This window comes from Acinetobacter sp. GG23, assembly GCF_057766365.1.
In genome coordinates, this window is record NZ_JBYMDJ010000002.1 from 220,917 (window position 1) to 238,017 (window position 17,101).

Below are 17,101 nucleotides of genomic sequence, written 5' to 3' on the forward strand. Positions count from 1 at the left end.
AATGAAAGACCTCTTTTCCAGCAATAGTCTTTACTACAAACAAGCCCGCCCGAATTATTCCATCCAAATTGTGAAAGAAATTTTAAAGCATGTTCCGGAACGAAATTTTGCATGGGACTGTGGTGCTGGGTCTGGACAATTTACCCAATTATTAGCTCCGTATTTCAATCATGTGATGGCAACCGATATTAGCGAAGCACAGTTGCAGCAAGCGCCTTATTTTGAAAATGTCAGCTATCAGGTGCAAGCAGCCGAGCAGACCAGTATTGCAGCCAACTCCATTGACTTGATCACGGTGGCTCAAGCCATTCACTGGTTTGACTTTGATGCATTTTATAAAGAAGTTAAACGGGTGCTTAAACCACAAGGGGTTTTTGCTGCCATTGGTTATGGTTTAATTGAGGTACAGGATGCTGCGATTAATAGCCTGGTTCAACAGCTGTACTTTGAAACGCTAAACGGCTATTGGGATGCTGAGCGCCGTTATATTGATGAGCTATATCAGACTATTCCATTTCCTTTTAATGAACAGGCTGTTCCGGAACTGCGTTTACAATATCAATGGTCACCGCAGCAATTGTTGAGCTATTTAAAAACTTGGTCAGCGCTGAAGCATTATCTGGATAAAAATGATCATGAGCCGCTACAGCGGATTTCAGAGGTTTTACAAACTGCACCAGACAATTTAGATGTAACATTTCCTATCTTATTACGTGTGGGAACGGCGGAAAAATAAAGATTTAGCTGCTTGCTTTATATCGTGATGTTAATGTGATCAAGCGAAGATAAAAATATGATTTTTATATTTTAATCGAATAAATATTCTGTTTTTTATTAAAAATATTAAGTATATAAAGATTCTTAATTAAGTAATTTTTAGATAAAAATTATGGTTTTTACCAAACCGCTTATCTGAGCAAAGGCTGTCAAATAGAGCGTTTATTATAGAATAATGGCTGTTGAAGGGTGTTTGTTTACTTTTATTTATTTGAGTAAAACTGCCATGAATCTCCTAAAGAATTTGTCCTGTGTAATAGTAGCGATTGCTGGAAGTTTTTCAATTTCCTCTACTTTTGCTGATACTGCTGAAATGCCTGTTTTAAGAATGATGGCAGAACCGGAATTAAGAGCTGAAACTACAGGCATAATTCAATATCAACAAGATCCGCAAGAAGTGAGAGCCTTGCAGCATCAGATTATGCAAATACAACTGGACACTCAAAACTTTGTTGTTAATCCGACTATTTTAGCGACCATAGATCTTGTGCCTGATGGACCAATACCCGATATAAACAGTTTGCCATTGGAACAGCAGCAATATGTTCTGGCGGTTGCACGAGGTTTGCAGTCTTCTGATCCAAGAGAGGGCTTGTATATTATCCTTGAACCTTTTGGTATAGACCGTAACGCAACCAATGTACAAATTGCTCGAGAGCAAATTTCCTTGGGGCTTCTGGAAAGTACCTCGCAAAATGAAGCACTCAGACAGTTGCAACAACAGCAAGGATCTATTCAAAATAATGGTATTCGTTAGTTGAGCATTATTTAGATAAAAAGATTTTTTGGTTAGAACTAAAAAGGATGCTCATTAATGGCATCCTTTTTTTACAGCTAAAATGCGTTACCGCAGATTAAGCAGCAGATTTTTTAAACCAAGAGAAGAAACCTTTTTTCTCAGCTTTAGCAGCATCCGCTTTTTCAGCAGCTGCTTCTTTTACTTCGGCAGTTTTTTCAACAGTCGTGTCTTTAGCTTCAGTTACTTGAGCAACGGTTGTATCTTTCACTTCAGCAGTTTTTTCTACTACAGCATCTTTTGCTTCAGTTGCTTTAGCAACAGTCGCATCTTTAGCTGCTACAGTGTTTGCCACTGCAGCATCTTTAGTCGCTACGGTTTTAGCTACAGCAGCGTCTTTAACTGTTGTTGCAGTTGGGGTGGTTTCTGCTTTTACTTGTGCTTTTAATGCAGCAATTTTAGCAGTGGGAGTTGCTTCTACAGTGGTAGTCGCCATAGCAGAAGTGGTTACAGTAACTAAAGCAATCGCCATCGTCGTTTTAATCGTATTCATAGTCATCACTCTATAGAAAATGTTTTGAAAATAATGCGTTGTGAATACTATTCCTTCTGTGGATTCGTTTGGTTACAGGAGACTTGGCAATTGTTTTGGTTGCGTGATTATTCAACCAAAATTACAAAGTGATAACATGATGTTGCGGATGGGTTACATTGCTTTTGAGTGTTTAGTTTTATCTCGGTTTGATGATATAAAAATTGATATTTTCTGATGAGTGTAATGATTAAATTTTCTTGGTTTTTTTCCGGCAAAACTATTATGCAGTTGAATAAAAGCATCTCATCTTTTCAAACATCATAGCTTTGCAATAAGACTGTCATTTGTTATTCAAACTCTGTTGCTAGATTAAAACGGTCGCAAAGATCACAACATGAAATCTAGGCAGGTGAGTCATGAAAACCCTACATGTTTTTGATGATATTCAGCATCTATACAGTGAGTTTGTTGAAAATAAAAAATATCCGAAACTGGAAAGCCTGAACAATTGGAGCAAGAGCCGGTCTTTCTTCAACCAGTATTTCCAGCTGATTGAAGGCTGGCATCATACTGAACAGATTGTGATTCAGTTCAATCAGCAATATTTCAGTCTGGACACAGGCAATTCGCCTGATTTTATGGACCGAGAAAAATATATGGCGTGGTTACGCGAACAACTGGTGTAGTAAAACTGGAGTTTTATTGCTTCTCTTTTTTAAAAACCGTCAAACCGTCAAACCGTCCGTACCGGACGGTTTTTTTATAGGGGGGAGCTGGCTTGTATGTATGCAATACGATCGGTTTATTTCAATTTGCTGTTAAACGGCATATGCTAAAAATCTAGTCAACTGATTGATTTCAGACCGACAATTGATGCTTTGGAGCGCAGTCTTTTATGGAACAGCTTATTTGTTATAAAGAACTTCCTGTCTGGACACAGCAGGGTATTCCGCAAGGTTTTAAAAATCAGCACAATACCAAAGTTGGTACCTGGGCAAAACTGACCGTATTAAGGGGTGAGTTGCATTTTGCGATACTGGATGAGTCGGGTGCTGTACAGTCTGAGCATGTATTTACCCCAGAGCAGCAGCCTCCATTTATTGAGCCACAGGCCTGGCATAAGATTGGTTCTGCCAGTGATGATATGCAATGTCAGTTACGGTTTTACTGTCTGCCACAGGATTACTTCAGCAAAAAATATCAGCTGACCGCTACCCATTCCGAAGTACTGGCAGCCATGCCTTATTTACACGGTGGCCACGCTTTGGATGTGGGCTGTGGTTCAGGTCGTAATGCCCTGTATTTAAGTCAACACGGCTTTAAGGTTGATGCCTGGGATGTCAACGAAAACAGTTTGCAGACCTTAAGACAGATTGTGCAGACGGAGCAGATTGATCAGTTACAGATACAGCGCCGCGATCTCAACACGGATGCAAGCATTCCAGGGCAATATGAATTTATCTACTGTACCGTGGTGATGATGTTTCTGGAGGCGAAAACTATTCCATCGCTCATTACACAGATGCAGCAGGCGACCGTGTCTGGTGGCTATAACCTGATTGTCTGTGCGATGGACACGGCCGATCTTCCGGCACAGCCTGATTTTCCATTTGCCTTTCAGCCAGGGGAGCTAAGTGCTTATTACGAAGGCTGGAAAATTGTGAAATACAATGAAAATGTTGGTGAGTTGCATCGCGTGGATGAGCAGGGAAATCGGATTAAACAGCATTTTGTGACTTTGTTGGCGCAAAAGTCTGAAGCATAGTGTTCTAAATTCAGCAAGTTAAAAAAAGATTTTTTCAACTTGCTGAACTGTATTTTTAAAACTTAAAGCATGGAATTTGCTACTAATTAACTTTTACTTCAAATAAAGGATTTAATATAGTATCGGCTTGAACAGTATGATTTTTAATGGAATAAATATTACCTTTAAGCAAATCATATTTATTCCATTCAAATGCTTGTTTATCCAAATCTAAAAGACGAACAGAATATTGTTGCCCTTCTCTTGGCATATAGGCAGTCACGATTCCAGCACCTGCACCCATCGTTGCAAGTGTTACGCCTACACTTAAAGCACCAAATGCAAATTTAGAACCCAAAGACGCATTTAATCCATCCACTGAAACAACAAAAATATAATTTGATTTTGACCAATTTTTTAGTGTGTTGATGGTTCTATCATCTAGCTGAGGTATGTCTAAGGTTGTCTTTTGCTTTTGCACCATCTTTAGCTGTACTGCATCAAATTTCGCAATATATTGATTTAAAACTAGAACAGCTGCCCTTTGCTCATCGGTCATATTAATATTATTTTGATTTAACAGAGGATAGGTATTAATCAGTGTTCTTTTAGATTTTGTATCTGCTTGAAACTCATATTTTTTAAGTTGTTCTTCTGGTATTGTTCCACAAATGAATGGTACGGCAGAAGCGCTGACGGTCACATTATGTTGGTTTAACTGTTGTGTAAATGCTTGAATGAATTTCTCAGCAGTGAGTTTAGAAGGCTCATTGAGTACTAAATCTTTCCCCAATTCATTGGTTAAAAGGCATGAATTGACTAAAATTGAAACAGGTTTTGCTTGAATTGCAGCTTGTGTTTTATTTAATTGTTGGCGCGCTTCTGGTGAAATTTTTGTCGTAGCACAACCAGTAAATACCAAACTAGCAATAAGGGGTAATACAATTTTTTTCATAAGTGCTCTTATTTAATTTTGATGAATTTGCTTGATCATTATGTATAAGTAATATTAAAAATTTAATAATTTTTTTTATTTAAATGAATATATTTCATAATTTTATTTTTAAAAATAGATAAAAGAAACCCCGCAATAAGCGAGGTTTCTTTTATCTCAATATTTAATTAAGAATTAAACACGTTCAATAATCGTTGCGATCCCTTGACCAAGACCGATACACATCGTCGCAAGACCGATTTGTGTATCTTGTTGCTCCATCACATTAAGTAATGTCGTCGTGATACGCGCACCAGAACAACCTAGTGGGTGACCAAGCGCAATCGCACCACCGTTCAAGTTCACACGGTCTTGCTGGTCATAAATGCCTAAGCCTTTAAGAACAGATAAACCTTGTGCAGCAAACGCTTCATTCAATTCAAACGTTTGAATATCAGCAATTGACAACCCAGCACGTTTCAACGCTTTTTGCGTTGCAGGAACTGGACCATGACCCATGATTGCTGCGTCACAACCTGCAACCGCCATAGAGCGAATGACAGCACGTGGCTTAAGACCTAAAGCTTGAGCACGTTCAGCAGACATCAATAACATTGCAGAAGCACCATCAGATAACGCTGAAGATGTAGCAGCAGTGACCGTACCGCCTTTCGGGTCGAACACAGGACGTAAACCGGCAAATGTTTCAATATTTGCATCAGGACGAATCACTTCGTCGATATCACACAAAATTTTGAAACCGTTTTGGTCATGACCTTCAACACCAATGATTTCGTTTTTGAAACGACCTTCTTGCGTTGCAGCCCAAGCGCGGCGGTGAGATTCCACACCAAACGCATCTTGTTCTTCACGCGTAATGCCGTTCATACGACCCAACATTTCAGCGGTTAAGCCCATCATGTTAGATGCTTTAGCATAATGCTTAGATGCTTCAGGGTTTAGGTCGATGCCGTGCATCATGCCGACGTGACCCATGTGCTCTACACCACCAATAATGAAAATATCACCTTGGTTGGTTGCAATTTGTGCCGCCGCAGTATGAATAGACTGCATAGATGAACCACAAAGACGGTTAACAGTTTGACCTGCAACAGTTTTTGGAAGATCAGCAAGCAATGCGATGTTACGCGCAATGTTCATACCTTGTTCTAGGGTCTGGTTTACACAGCCCCAGATCACATCTTCAACTTCGTTTACATCAAACTGGTTACGAGCAACCAAGGCACGAACTAATTCAGCAGATAAGCTGTCAGCACGTACATTGCGGAACATACCGTTTTTGGTTTTACCCATTGCTGAACGTACGCCATCAACGATGACAACGTCACGTGGATTTAAAGTAGCCATTCACGTTGCTCCTTAACCGTAGAATTTTTTGTTGTTAGCAGCCATGTCACGCAACATTTGTGGCGCTTCATAAGCTTTACCTAAGTGTGCATACTTGTCGCAAAGCGCAACGTATTCAGCAACACCTGTTTGGTCGATGTAACGGCATGGACCGCCACGGAATGGAGGGAAACCTACACCCATGATCATCGCCATGTCTGCTTCTGAGGCAGTCGCGACAATGTTGTCTTCCAGGCAACGAACTGTTTCGTTACAGAAAGCCAGCATCATACGGTCAATGATTTCTTGCGCGTCAAATTCACGTTTTTCGCCAGTCACTACAGATGCAATCAGATCATATGCTGTAGGATCAACTTTTTTCGCTTTCTTGCCTTTACGGTCTAACTCGTATTTGTAGAAACCAACGTCATTCTTTTGACCTAGACGTTTATTTTCATACATGGTTTGAATCGAACCTTTGAAGTCCGGTTTCATACGGTCAGGGAAGCCTTCAGCCATGACTTCTGCACCATGAACGCCCGTGTCAATACCGACAACGTCCATCAAGTAAGCAGGACCCATTGGCCAGCCGAAGCGTTCCATCACTTTATCGATTTGCTGGAAGTCAGCGCCGTCTTTAAGCAACAGGTCGAATGCACCGAAGTAAGGGAACAATACACGGTTAACCAAGAAGCCTGGGCAGTCGTTCACTACGATTGGTGTTTTACCCATTTTCTGAGCAAGAACTACAGTCGTTGCAATCGCTTCATCAGATGTCTTCGCACCGCGAATCACTTCAACCAAAGGCATCATGTGAACCGGGTTAAAGAAGTGCATACCGACAAAGTTTTCAGGACGTTGCAGGTTTTCAGCCAAACGAGTGATTGAAATGGTTGAAGTATTTGAAGCAATAATCGTGTTTTCACGAACATTCTTCTCAGTTTCAGCCAATACAATGCCTTTTACTTTTGGATTTTCAGTCACCGCTTCAATCACGATGTCCACTTCTTTAAACTCGTCATAGCTTAAAGTAGGGCGGATGCGCGCAAGAGTTTCACCCATTTTTGCAGGGGTCATTTTCTTACGTTCAACTTGTTTGGTCAGTAAGCCATTTGCTTCTTTCATACCCAAAGCAAGTTGCGGATTACCAATATCTTTCATAATGATTGGTGTGCCTTTGCTTGCCGCTTGGTAAGCAATACCACCACCCATGATACCCGCGCCGAGAACAGCCGCTTGGTTGACTGGGTGCGCGCCTTTTTCATAGCGCTTCGAGGTTTTTTTCACAATTTGATCGTTGATGAATAAACCAATCAACGCACCTGCTTGAGGCGTAATTGCAGCTTTAGCGAAACCTTCCGCTTCAATTTTTAATGCTTCGTTACGTGGAAGGCTTGCACCCGCTTGTAAAGAATCAAGAAGAAGTTTTGGCGCAGGATATTGCGCAGGATTTGCTTTGGCTAAAACCATCCCTTTAGATGAGTTAAACGCCATCATCTGTTCGATTGGGCTGAGTTTAACTGGATCTAGTTTTTCCTGACGTTTGATTTTCCAGTCAAGGCGACCAGCAATGGCTTGTTTCACCAGGTCAATTGCAGCTGCTTGAAGTTTGTCCGCAGCAACCACCGCATCAACCGCACCGTCTTTCAGTGCTGCATCAGGGCGTTTAGGATTCGCCATCGCCATCCATTCAACGGCGTTATCGATACCAATCACACGGCTTAAACGAACTGTACCACCGAAGCCGGGGAAAATACCGAGTTTGATTTCAGGCAGGCCCACTTGAGCTGCTTCTGACATGATACGGTAGTCACAGACCAAGCACATCTCAAAACCACCGCCCAATGCCATACCATTGATTGCAGCAACTTTAGGAACATCTAAATCTTCAAAGCTGTTGAAAATTTCGTGAACAGGCATCGCCCAATCCACAATTGCTTTTTCGCCTTGAGCAAAGTTATCACCAAATTCAGTGATGTCTGCACCTACGATAAATGTTGATTTACCAGAGGTAACGATTAAACCTTTAACGTCGCTATTGGCTTTAACAGCCTCAATCGCCGCTTTAAAGTCTTCAATCGTTGCACGGTTAAATTTGTTGACCGACTCACCTTGTAAGTCAAAGCGGAATTCTGCAATTCCGTCCGAAAGCATTTGGACGGTAATGGCATTGCCAGCGTGGATCATGCCTGATCTCCTTTATTTTGGAGGACTTATTAAGTTGATGTTTTGAAGCATGTACGCATTTCCCGCGTACATCGAGCTTCGCTAATCTTACGATAACTATATCCAAAAAGAACATAACAAGTTGTATCAAGCAGTGACGCAAGGGTCATCAATTTTTTTTGAATAAACCCTTGTAGTGGTCAGCTTTACTTTTACTCTGCTTTGTAAAAATGTAATGAACTTTTTGTTTAAATTAAGATTTTTTAATCATTTTGTGGCTATTTATATCGGGGGTAAGTTGTGGATTTCAAGTTTTTTATGGACTTGTTTTGGTCAAAAAAGTCAATTGAGCCAATTTTTTAACTCGATGACGTCATCATTGCTGCACAGTTTTAAGCTGAAGATGGTCAATCGGCAGAACTGAGGCGTATTTCATTTGAATAAAAAAGGACGCATTTGCAGTCAAATATGCTGCCGAATGTTTGACTGCAACGATGATTATTGAGGTGGTTGTCTGGAGGATGATTAAGCTAAATGTTTAGCTGATTATTTAAAGAGTTATTCCGGCTGAATTGTCAATTGCCCACCATCAAAATCCACGGTGAGCTGAGTTTTTTCCGGATAATTTAAAAAGTAAATCGCCAGAATCGGTTCCAGTTCAGTCCGCATTTTACGAGCCAAATGGCGTGCGCCAAAACGGATATCATGATTTTTGTAGAAGTGAGCTTTGGCTGCATCACTTAAAACCACAGCACGCTTTTGATGCTGTAATCGCTGATTGAGTTTTTCCAGTTCAATCTCGACCAACTTGGGCAAGGCATCATCCTGAACCGCCTGATAATGCAAAGTACGATCAATGCGGTTTAAAAATTCAGGGTCGAATTTTTTAAACATCACTTTTTCAATAATGGTTTTGGTCGGTATTTTTTTAAGGCAAATGTCCTGCATTTTTTTGGGCAAAAAATTCAGTTTATCCAGGTATTGCTGCGCAGCTTGAGCGCCGACATTACTGGTCATAAAGATCATGCAGTTACGGAAATCAATGGTTTTTGTGCCTGAGGTTAATGTCAGTTTTCCGGTATCCAGTATATTCATTAAACCGCGAATTACTTCAGTGGAAGCCTTCTCCAATTCATCAAACAATACAATCCCGGGGCGGGTATGTGAACCGGCAATCGCTGTTTCATCAAACAGGCTATGACCTTCTTTCGAGCCAACGTAGCCTGGAGGTGCACCGGTAATGGCTGCGGCATAATGTTCTTGCGCCAACGTATTCATGTCAATCCGGCAAAAAGCATCCGGGCGGCCATAAATCGCCTCGCTAATTAAACGTACAGTTTCAGTTTTGCCGACCCCGGTTGGACCAAGCATGAGCATTACCGAGATAGGGCGTTCCGGACTGGAAAAATCTGCCTTGACCACATGCAGCATTTTTTCGATTTCTTTTAATGCGGCCTCCTGTCCGATAATTCGGGTATGCAGGAGTTGCATGACCTGTTGAGGTTCAAAATGAAAACGGGGTTTGCCAATCAATTTATCTTTTTCAGATGTGCTATGCGTTGCAGTTACCGGCTTAACGATATGCATGGCATGATTGTGGTTCGTCATTCAGTTTGATCCAAATTTTTCAGATGACTTGAGCATAGCAAAATAAGCATGAGTCACTTATAGCTTTTAGCAATTAAATGATTGTTAGAACTTTGTTTGATGAGAGGAGAAAATAGCGAATTGGCTTGAAAATGGCGTGAAAACCATCACATCATGTAGCAAAGCAAAGATTATTCTGAATAAGGCTGAATGTGAACGAAAACGCACGTGACAATATTGAAAAGATTTTAGCCCATATGACGACTTTGCCCGGCGTTTACCGGATGCTGGGTAAAGACGGTGAACTGCTGTATGTTGGCAAAGCCAAGAATCTAAAAAACCGTGTGTCGAGCTACTTCGTTAAAACCATCGAGCATCCGAAAACACAGGCGCTGGTGGCCCGGATTTATAATATCGAAACGCTGGTGGTACGTTCGGAAACCGAAGCCTTATTGCTGGAACAGAACCTCATTAAACTGCATCGTCCGCCGTACAACATCATGTTGCGCGATGATAAATCCTACGTCTATATTTTTGTTTCCAGTGACAAGCCTTATCCGCGCATTGCAGCAGGACGCGGCAAAGGCAAGCATCAGGTCGGTAAGTTTTTTGGACCTTATCCAAGTGCCTATAATGCCCGGGATACTTTGGTGGTGCTGCAAAAACTGTTTAATGTGCGCCAGTGTGAAAACAGCTATTTTGCCCAGCGTAAACGTCCGTGTTTGCAATATCAGATCAAGCGCTGTACCGCCCCTTGTGTTGGTCTCATTTCGCCTGAAGATTATCAGGAAGATGTTAAAAATTCGATTCGCTTTTTACAGGGCGATACCAAAGAGCTGAATCAGGAACTGATTGCCAAAATGGAAGCGGCGGCAGAAGCTTTGGAATTTGAAAAAGCGGTATTTTACCGTGACCGTATGGCGCTGTTGCGTGACGTGCAATCACAGCAGGCGATTTATAAACTCAAAGGTGAAGCCGATATTCTGGCGATTGCCTATCATGCCGGGGTGACCTGTGTGCAGATTATGCATGTACGCAATGGCAAGATGCTTGGTGGGAAAAGCTATTTCCCGGATATGCTGGGCGATGATCTGGGGCAAATGCTGTCGGACTTCATGGCGAACTTTTATTTTCAGGTCGCAGATGAAGTACCTGTCGAGCTGATTATAAATACCGAATTACCCGATCGCAAAGAACTGGAACAGGCGCTGCAACAGGAATTTAGCAAGAAAGTTCAGATTAAGTCCAATGTTCGGGAAACTCGTGCCGAGTGGTTAGAGCTGGCCAATATGAATGTGCAACATGCCATTAAAGGGCAGTTGGCCAATCATTTTGAACTGAATGAACGTTTCCATCAGCTGGAACAAGTGGTCGGTCGTCCGATTGACCGGATTGAATGTTTTGATATCTCGCATACCATGGGTGAAGCCACGATTGCTTCCTGTGTGGTGTTTGATTCGGGCGGTGCACGCAAACGTGATTATCGCCAGTTTGCCATTGATGATATTACCGGTGGGGATGACTATGCGGCCATGCGCCAAGCGTTGACGCGGCGTTATAAAAAAGCCATGTTGCCGGATTTATTGCTGATTGATGGTGGTAAAGGCCAATTACATATGGCGATGCAAGTGATGCAAGATCTGGGACTGGAAGCCTTTATGGTCGGAGTATCCAAAGGCGAGGGGCGTAAACCCGGTCTGGAAACCTTACATTTTACTGATGGTACTAAAATTCAGTTGCCTGAAGACCATAAAGCGCTGCATTTGATTCAGCAGGTACGAGATGAAGCACATCGTTTTGCTATTACCAAGCACCGTGCTAAACGTGATAAACGTCGTGGTGGTTCGGTACTGGAAGTGATTCCGGGTCTTGGTCCGAAACGCCGCCGTGATTTGCTGACCCATTTTGGTGGCATTCAGGGTGTACTCAAAGCCTCGGAAAATGACTTGAAGCTGGTTCCGGGTTTGGGTGATGTCATGGCTCGAACAATTTATAAGGTACTGCATGAATAAATATAGACCGATTGGCCGAAGTGCTCACTGACGCTGCAGTCATTGATCATTCACAACACTTCAAAATAAGTAAAAGATAGAGCAAATCAACAACTTCAAAGGACAAAGGATGTCACTGCATCAATTATTTACCGACATTGAACAAAATGAATGGGTTGATATGCCACAGGGATGGTTACAAGGCCGCACCATTTATGGGGGCTTGGTTGCAGGGATGATGATGCAAAAAGCAGTGGTGGCAATTGCTGATCCCTTAAAACGTTTATTAAGCACCAGTGTGACTTTTGTTGGTCCCGTACAGCAGGCACCCGTTCAATTAAGTGCTGAAATCTTGCGTCAAGGCAAGTCTGTGACAACGGTTGAAGTACGGCTCTGGCAGGATGAGGCGGTGCAAAGTATTTTGATTGCCAGTTTTGGTACCCAGCGTGAGTCGGCAATTTCGGTACAACAGGAACGCGTTGCACCAGTATTTCCAGCACCTGAGCAATTAAACGTTGCACAGCATCATCCTCTAGCACCTGAATGTTTTGGACAGATGGACTTGGTCTGGGTGGATGGGCAGTATCCATGTAGCGGCAGTATGAAACCTGATTTTAGTGGCTGGATGCGTTTTAATCCGGATCTACATGAGAACCGGGAAATGACAGTGGCTGATTTGATGGTGGCATTTGATATGTGGCCTCCCGGTGTTTTGCCCATGTTTAACAGCATGGCACCCGCCAGTTCACTGACCTGGCATGTGACTTATGTTCACCCTTTGAATAATTATCTGCAGGATTGGTTTAAATATAAAGTATTTACCGATTATGCGGCAGAAGGGTATTCCACTGAATATGCCCATCTTTGGGATGCCGAGAATCGACTGATTGCGATTTCCAGACAGACAGTTACCGTGTTTGCCTAGTGACACTTTATAGCAATTCGTATAAAGTGAGTCTGAATTAACGATGAATCCATCCCAAAATATGTGTGGTTTTTCATTGTACATACAGGGGAAAAATTGGCGGTGTCTATGACTACAGGTCGCATCCTGAATATTCCAAATATCTTGACTTTGGCGCGTATAGCTTTAATACCTGTTTTTTTGTTGGTGGCTTATTGGCCGCCTGCAGTTGGTGTTGCAGAACACGACACTAACATGACTCGTCACATTATTTTAACGGCGATTTTTGTGGTTGCTGCAGTAACTGACTGGTTCGATGGTTATTTGGCACGTTCACTGAACCAAACTTCAGCTTTCGGTCGTTTTCTTGACCCTGTAGCCGATAAGCTGATGGTTGCAGCTGCACTGATTGTTTTGGTGCAATGGCAACCGAGTATTTCCATGGCATTTGCAGCGATTGTGATTATTTCGCGTGAAATTACCGTATCTGCTTTACGTGAGTGGATGGCGGAATTGGGGGCACGTACCAATGTGGCAGTATCTACCGTCGGTAAATATAAGACGGCGTTTCAAATGATTGCAATTTCCGTGTTTTTACTGAACTGGCAACCACTGGATACCTTGGCTTATCTTTTACTTTATACCGCAGTGATTCTAACGTTGTGGTCCATGTTCATTTATTTGAAAGCCGCATGGCCGTATTTAAAACAGCCTTAAATTTAATGAATAACCAAAACACCCGTTTCAGGGTGTTTTTTTGATTTTGATTTTTTTGTTGAAAAATTTACGCACAAAAAAAATCCTAGATTTTGGGGGAAACCTAGGATTGAAATCGGGTATCGTTATATCTTTTATAAGATGTTTAACCATCTTCTTGAAACTAATTATAGGAGAATCAATTTTATGAGTCATGTAGGTTATTGTATTGTAATGTAGGTTTTTATTGAGAAATGTAGTTTTGGTTTACAGTTATTTCGAGATGTAAAAAAACGCATTTCAAAAGTTCCCAATAAAAGGGGTTTCTTTCGGATTAAAGCCTACACACCTTCACTGTTTGTCTTGATTAAAAAGAAAGCAGTGCCCTAGTTTTCGCTCGAAGCATAACTTCTCGTCTTCTTGCAGAATATATTCCTCAGGGTCGAGCAGTGCTCTATTAAAAGTAAAAAAAAGCCTTTAAAAGACTCCTTGATGACATTTGAAACTATACGCTTCGCTTGTCTTTACGTAAAATTTAAAGCAGTTTAAAAAACAAATCCCCAATAATGAAGATTTCTTTTTCAGATGAGAACTTGCGCGAGCAAAACTCTTATCTTGCGTAATTTTCAAAGCCACGCTTTAATTTTACCAGTTGAAGCCCAGCTTCTCGTTTTGCAGCCTGGCGAAACAGTGCTTCCAGAAATAAAAAAGGAGCCTTTTAAAAGACTCCTTTATGCCACTTGAAACTATGCGCTTCACTTGTCTTGCATATAAAATAAGGCAGCGCCTTATTTTTCTTCAGGCTTTAGGCCTTCAGCTTTTTCGAGTGACTCATCGTTACTAAAGAATTTTTCACGTTGCTCTTCCAGAAATTTTTTCGCATCCGGTTCAAACACGTTTAAACGCTTTTCATTGATCAAGGTTGTTTGGTGTTTAAGCCATTCTTGCCATGCCTGTTTAGACACGCTGTCAAACAATTCTTGACCTTTTACACCTGGGAAGGGTGCAAAATCTAAACCTTCCATGTCAGCCTGATACTTACGGCAAAATACTTGTCGAGACATATCATTATTCCTTAAGCGTAAAGTTTTTCTAAACGTGTATAGGCACGTGCAATTGCAGCTTCAACTTGAGCTGGTGCAGTACCGCCAATATGGTTACGTGCATTCACCGATGCTTCAAGTGTTAATGCTTTTTCAAATACGTCAGCCTGAATCAAATCAGAGAACTGTTGTAGCTGTTCAAGCGTCAATTCAGACAAATCTTTCGATTCTTGAACACCGAGCGCAACGGCTTTACCTACAATTTCATGTGCATCACGGAACGCAACGCCGTTTTTTACCAAATAATCGGCAAGATCGGTTGCGGTTGAGAAACCGCGTAGTGCAGCTTCACGCATAATTTCGATGTTTGGAACCAATGCAGGAATCATGTCGGCAAATGCCATTAATGAGCCACGAACGGTATCAATCGCATCAAATAATGGTTCTTTGTCTTCTTGGTTGTCTTTGTTGTACGCTAAAGGTTGACCTTTCATGAGGGTTAAAAGACTCATTAAGTCCCCATAAACACGTCCGGTTTTACCACGAATCAATTCAGGAACATCCGGGTTCTTCTTCTGCGGCATAATTGAAGAGCCGGTGCAGAAACGGTCTGGAATGTTCACAAATTTGAACTGAGCAGAAGTCCAAAGAATCATTTCTTCAGACATACGTGATAAATGCATCATGATTAAAGATGCAGCAGCATTGAATTCAATACCAAAGTCACGGTCAGACACGGCATCTAATGAGTTTTCACACACTGCTTCAAAACCTAAAAGCTGTGCTGTGTATTCACGCTCGATTGGATAGGTTGTGCCCGCTAGAGCAGCAGAGCCAAGTGGTAAACGATTCACACGTTTACGACAGTCAATCAGACGTTCAGAGTCACGCACCAGCATTTCAAACCAGGCCATTAAGTGGTGACCGAAAGTCACGGGCTGGGCAGTTTGTAAGTGAGTGAACCCAGGCATAATGGTTTGGGTGTTTTTAGCGGCTAAGCCCAAAATACCTTTTTGTAATTTTTCCAGTAATTTTAAAATCGCATCAATTTCGTCACGTACATATAAGCGAATATCAGTTGCGACCTGGTCGTTACGGCTACGACCGGTATGTAGTTTTTTACCTGTAATACCAATACGCTGAGTCAGGCGAGACTCAATGTTCATGTGGACATCTTCCAGATCAACGCGCCATTCAAAGTTACCCGATTCAATATCAGCTTGAATAGCAGTTAAGCCGGTGATGATATCGTCACGTTCTTGCTCGGTAAGTACGCCAACTTTTGCAAGCATGGTTGCATGGGCGATAGAACCTGCAATATCTTGTTTATAAAAGCGTTGGTCAAATTGTACAGATGCTGTAAATTCAGCAACAAAAGCGTCCGTCGCTTCAGAGAAACGACCGCCCCACATACCCGAAGTTTGGGTTTGTGACGGATTTGAGGAATTAGAAGATGTGGTCATGTCGGCTCAATAGGATAAAAAGCATTAGAACTAAAAAGAGTATAACAAATTCAGGTTCACTTGCCGAAGGACAAGACGATCAATCTTTTGCTCATACGCAGGGAAATAAAACATATGCTTATTTTTTTACGAAAATAGGGCGTTGGCAACATTTAATCGAATTATTTATTGCCAGCAATATTTTGGCGATGATTTTAGCTTTAGCCGAAGCACAATCCTGGACGGCCTTAAGTGTAGGACGTTTATTGCAGTATATGTTGTTCATTAACTGGGTGTTGCTGGCTTTTGCGGCATTGCTTGAACTGTTTCAGAAAAAAATTCAGCATTTAAGTTTTGGCCAAGTCTTATGTGTCAGCTTCATTTTGTTGCAAATGATTGTTTTATTGACCACCGTGGTACTAAATGGTGTGATTTATTTTGGACAAAATTTTCAAATTCATAATTTGAATCTTGCTGTTTTATTCGATGGGGTGGTGTTACATCTGAGCTATGGCGTGCTGATCGGGACATTTTGTTTCCGTTATCTGTATTTTCGAGAACAATGGGCACGTCAGCAAAATAGCGAACTGAATGCACGAATTCAGGCGATGCAGGCACGAATTCACCCACATTTTCTGTTTAACAGTTTAAATACGGTAATCAGTTTAATTACCATTGATCCGGATAAAGCAGAGCAAATGTTACTGAATTTATCACGGCTATTTCGTGCGAGTTTTAAAGAACTTAAACTGGTTCGCCTAAAAGATGAAATTGAATTATGTCAGCATTATTTAGCGATTGAGCAGATCCGTTTGGGTGATCGTTTACGCGTAGAGTGGAAATATGACGATGAAGTTCTGTTTTCTCAGATACAAATTCCGTTATTAACTTTACAACCTTTAGTGGAAAATAGTATTTTTCATGGAGTTGAAAAATTTTTAACAAAGAGTACGATAAGCATATTGGTTGAAATATTGCAAAATCAAGTCAATATAGTCATTACTAACCCTTATACACAGGATAAAATAAATATACGACCAGGAAATGGTATTGCAGTCGAAAATGTGAAACAGCGTCTAGAGGCTTATTATGGACGGACTGTGAGCTTTCAGACATACGCGGGAAAGGGAATATTTACCACAGTTGTGCAATATCGATATAAATAAAAAATCAGAGTTAACCTATAAAAAAAATCATGG

Annotated in this window: 15 protein-coding genes; 8 read left to right on the top strand and 7 right to left on the bottom strand. The window is 41.4% G+C overall.

Annotated elements, in window-relative coordinates:
* Position 1 precedes the first annotated feature (1 nt).
* Both AC3CAU_RS04155 and AC3CAU_RS04160 read left to right on the top strand, forming a co-directional pair.
* Positions 2 to 736 carry a class I SAM-dependent methyltransferase gene (locus tag AC3CAU_RS04155; RefSeq protein WP_131215209.1) on the top strand — a complete coding sequence of 245 codons (735 nt, stop codon included), beginning with the start codon at positions 2 to 4 and terminating at the stop codon, positions 734 to 736.
* Positions 737 to 1,003: 267 nt separating this feature from the next.
* The gene (locus AC3CAU_RS04160; RefSeq protein WP_424619945.1) at positions 1,004 to 1,534 is read left to right on the top strand and encodes a hypothetical protein; all 531 of its coding nucleotides are present in this window, start codon (positions 1,004 to 1,006) and stop codon (positions 1,532 to 1,534) included.
* Positions 1,535 to 1,631: 97 nt separating this feature from the next.
* On the opposite strand, the gene AC3CAU_RS04165 is transcribed toward AC3CAU_RS04160, so the two are convergent.
* Entirely contained in the window at positions 1,632 to 2,066 is a 435-nt protein-coding gene (locus AC3CAU_RS04165; RefSeq protein WP_447053746.1) for a hypothetical protein, read from the bottom strand.
* A gap of 398 nt (positions 2,067 to 2,464) precedes the next feature.
* Here AC3CAU_RS04165 and AC3CAU_RS04170 point away from each other — a divergent pair, with 398 nt between their 5' ends.
* Together AC3CAU_RS04170 and tehB are read left to right on the top strand one after the other, a co-directional pair.
* The gene (locus tag AC3CAU_RS04170; RefSeq protein ID WP_131215206.1) at positions 2,465 to 2,734 is read left to right on the top strand and encodes a hypothetical protein; all 270 of its coding nucleotides are present in this window, start codon (positions 2,465 to 2,467) and stop codon (positions 2,732 to 2,734) included.
* A gap of 209 nt (positions 2,735 to 2,943) precedes the next feature.
* Positions 2,944 to 3,813, top strand: a complete 870-nt coding sequence (tehB, locus tag AC3CAU_RS04175; RefSeq protein WP_131215204.1) for an SAM-dependent methyltransferase TehB — start codon at positions 2,944 to 2,946, stop codon at positions 3,811 to 3,813.
* Positions 3,814 to 3,895: 82 nt separating this feature from the next.
* Here the strand turns inward: tehB and AC3CAU_RS04180 are convergent, their stop codons facing one another.
* The 4 genes from AC3CAU_RS04180 to AC3CAU_RS04195 form a co-directional block, all read right to left on the bottom strand.
* Positions 3,896 to 4,747: a hypothetical protein gene (locus AC3CAU_RS04180; protein ID WP_131215202.1), complete on the bottom strand. Its 852-nt coding sequence runs from the start codon at positions 4,745 to 4,747 to the stop codon at positions 3,896 to 3,898.
* A gap of 174 nt (positions 4,748 to 4,921) precedes the next feature.
* The gene (gene fadA, locus AC3CAU_RS04185; RefSeq protein ID WP_131215200.1) at positions 4,922 to 6,094 is read right to left on the bottom strand and encodes an acetyl-CoA C-acyltransferase FadA; all 1,173 of its coding nucleotides are present in this window, start codon (positions 6,092 to 6,094) and stop codon (positions 4,922 to 4,924) included.
* Positions 6,095 to 6,106: 12 nt separating this feature from the next.
* Positions 6,107 to 8,260 (bottom strand): fatty acid oxidation complex subunit alpha FadB, encoded by a 2,154-nt coding sequence (fadB, locus tag AC3CAU_RS04190; RefSeq protein ID WP_131215198.1) that lies wholly within the window; start codon positions 8,258 to 8,260, stop codon positions 6,107 to 6,109.
* 537 nt (positions 8,261 to 8,797) lie between these two features.
* On the bottom strand, positions 8,798 to 9,847 hold the full coding sequence (locus AC3CAU_RS04195) for an AAA family ATPase (RefSeq protein ID WP_131215196.1): 1,050 nt from the start codon (positions 9,845 to 9,847) through the stop codon (positions 8,798 to 8,800).
* Between the two features lie 191 nt (positions 9,848 to 10,038).
* Between AC3CAU_RS04195 and uvrC the strand changes: the two genes are divergently transcribed.
* The 3 genes from uvrC (at position 10,039) to pgsA (ending at position 13,438) form a co-directional block, all read left to right on the top strand.
* Positions 10,039 to 11,838: an excinuclease ABC subunit UvrC gene (gene uvrC, locus AC3CAU_RS04200; RefSeq protein WP_131215194.1), complete on the top strand. Its 1,800-nt coding sequence runs from the start codon at positions 10,039 to 10,041 to the stop codon at positions 11,836 to 11,838.
* A 109-nt stretch (positions 11,839 to 11,947) separates the two neighbouring features.
* A complete protein-coding gene (locus AC3CAU_RS04205) occupies positions 11,948 to 12,742 on the top strand; it encodes a thioesterase family protein (protein ID WP_131215192.1) in 795 nt (264 codons plus the stop codon).
* A 108-nt stretch (positions 12,743 to 12,850) separates the two neighbouring features.
* Entirely contained in the window at positions 12,851 to 13,438 is a 588-nt protein-coding gene (pgsA, locus tag AC3CAU_RS04210) for a CDP-diacylglycerol--glycerol-3-phosphate 3-phosphatidyltransferase (RefSeq protein WP_447053745.1), read from the top strand.
* A gap of 767 nt (positions 13,439 to 14,205) precedes the next feature.
* Here pgsA and AC3CAU_RS04215 read toward each other — a convergent pair.
* Both AC3CAU_RS04215 and argH read right to left on the bottom strand, forming a co-directional pair.
* Positions 14,206 to 14,481 (bottom strand): oxidative damage protection protein, encoded by a 276-nt coding sequence (locus AC3CAU_RS04215; RefSeq protein ID WP_131215189.1) that lies wholly within the window; start codon positions 14,479 to 14,481, stop codon positions 14,206 to 14,208.
* An 11-nt stretch (positions 14,482 to 14,492) separates the two neighbouring features.
* Positions 14,493 to 15,923 carry an argininosuccinate lyase gene (argH, locus tag AC3CAU_RS04220; protein WP_131215188.1) on the bottom strand — a complete coding sequence of 477 codons (1,431 nt, stop codon included), beginning with the start codon at positions 15,921 to 15,923 and terminating at the stop codon, positions 14,493 to 14,495.
* Here argH and AC3CAU_RS04225 point away from each other — a divergent pair.
* Positions 15,914 to 17,068, top strand: coding sequence for a sensor histidine kinase (locus tag AC3CAU_RS04225; RefSeq protein WP_447053744.1), 1,155 nt, complete (start codon positions 15,914 to 15,916; stop codon positions 17,066 to 17,068). The genes argH and AC3CAU_RS04225 overlap by 10 nt on opposite strands.
* Positions 17,069 to 17,101 lie beyond the last annotated feature (33 nt).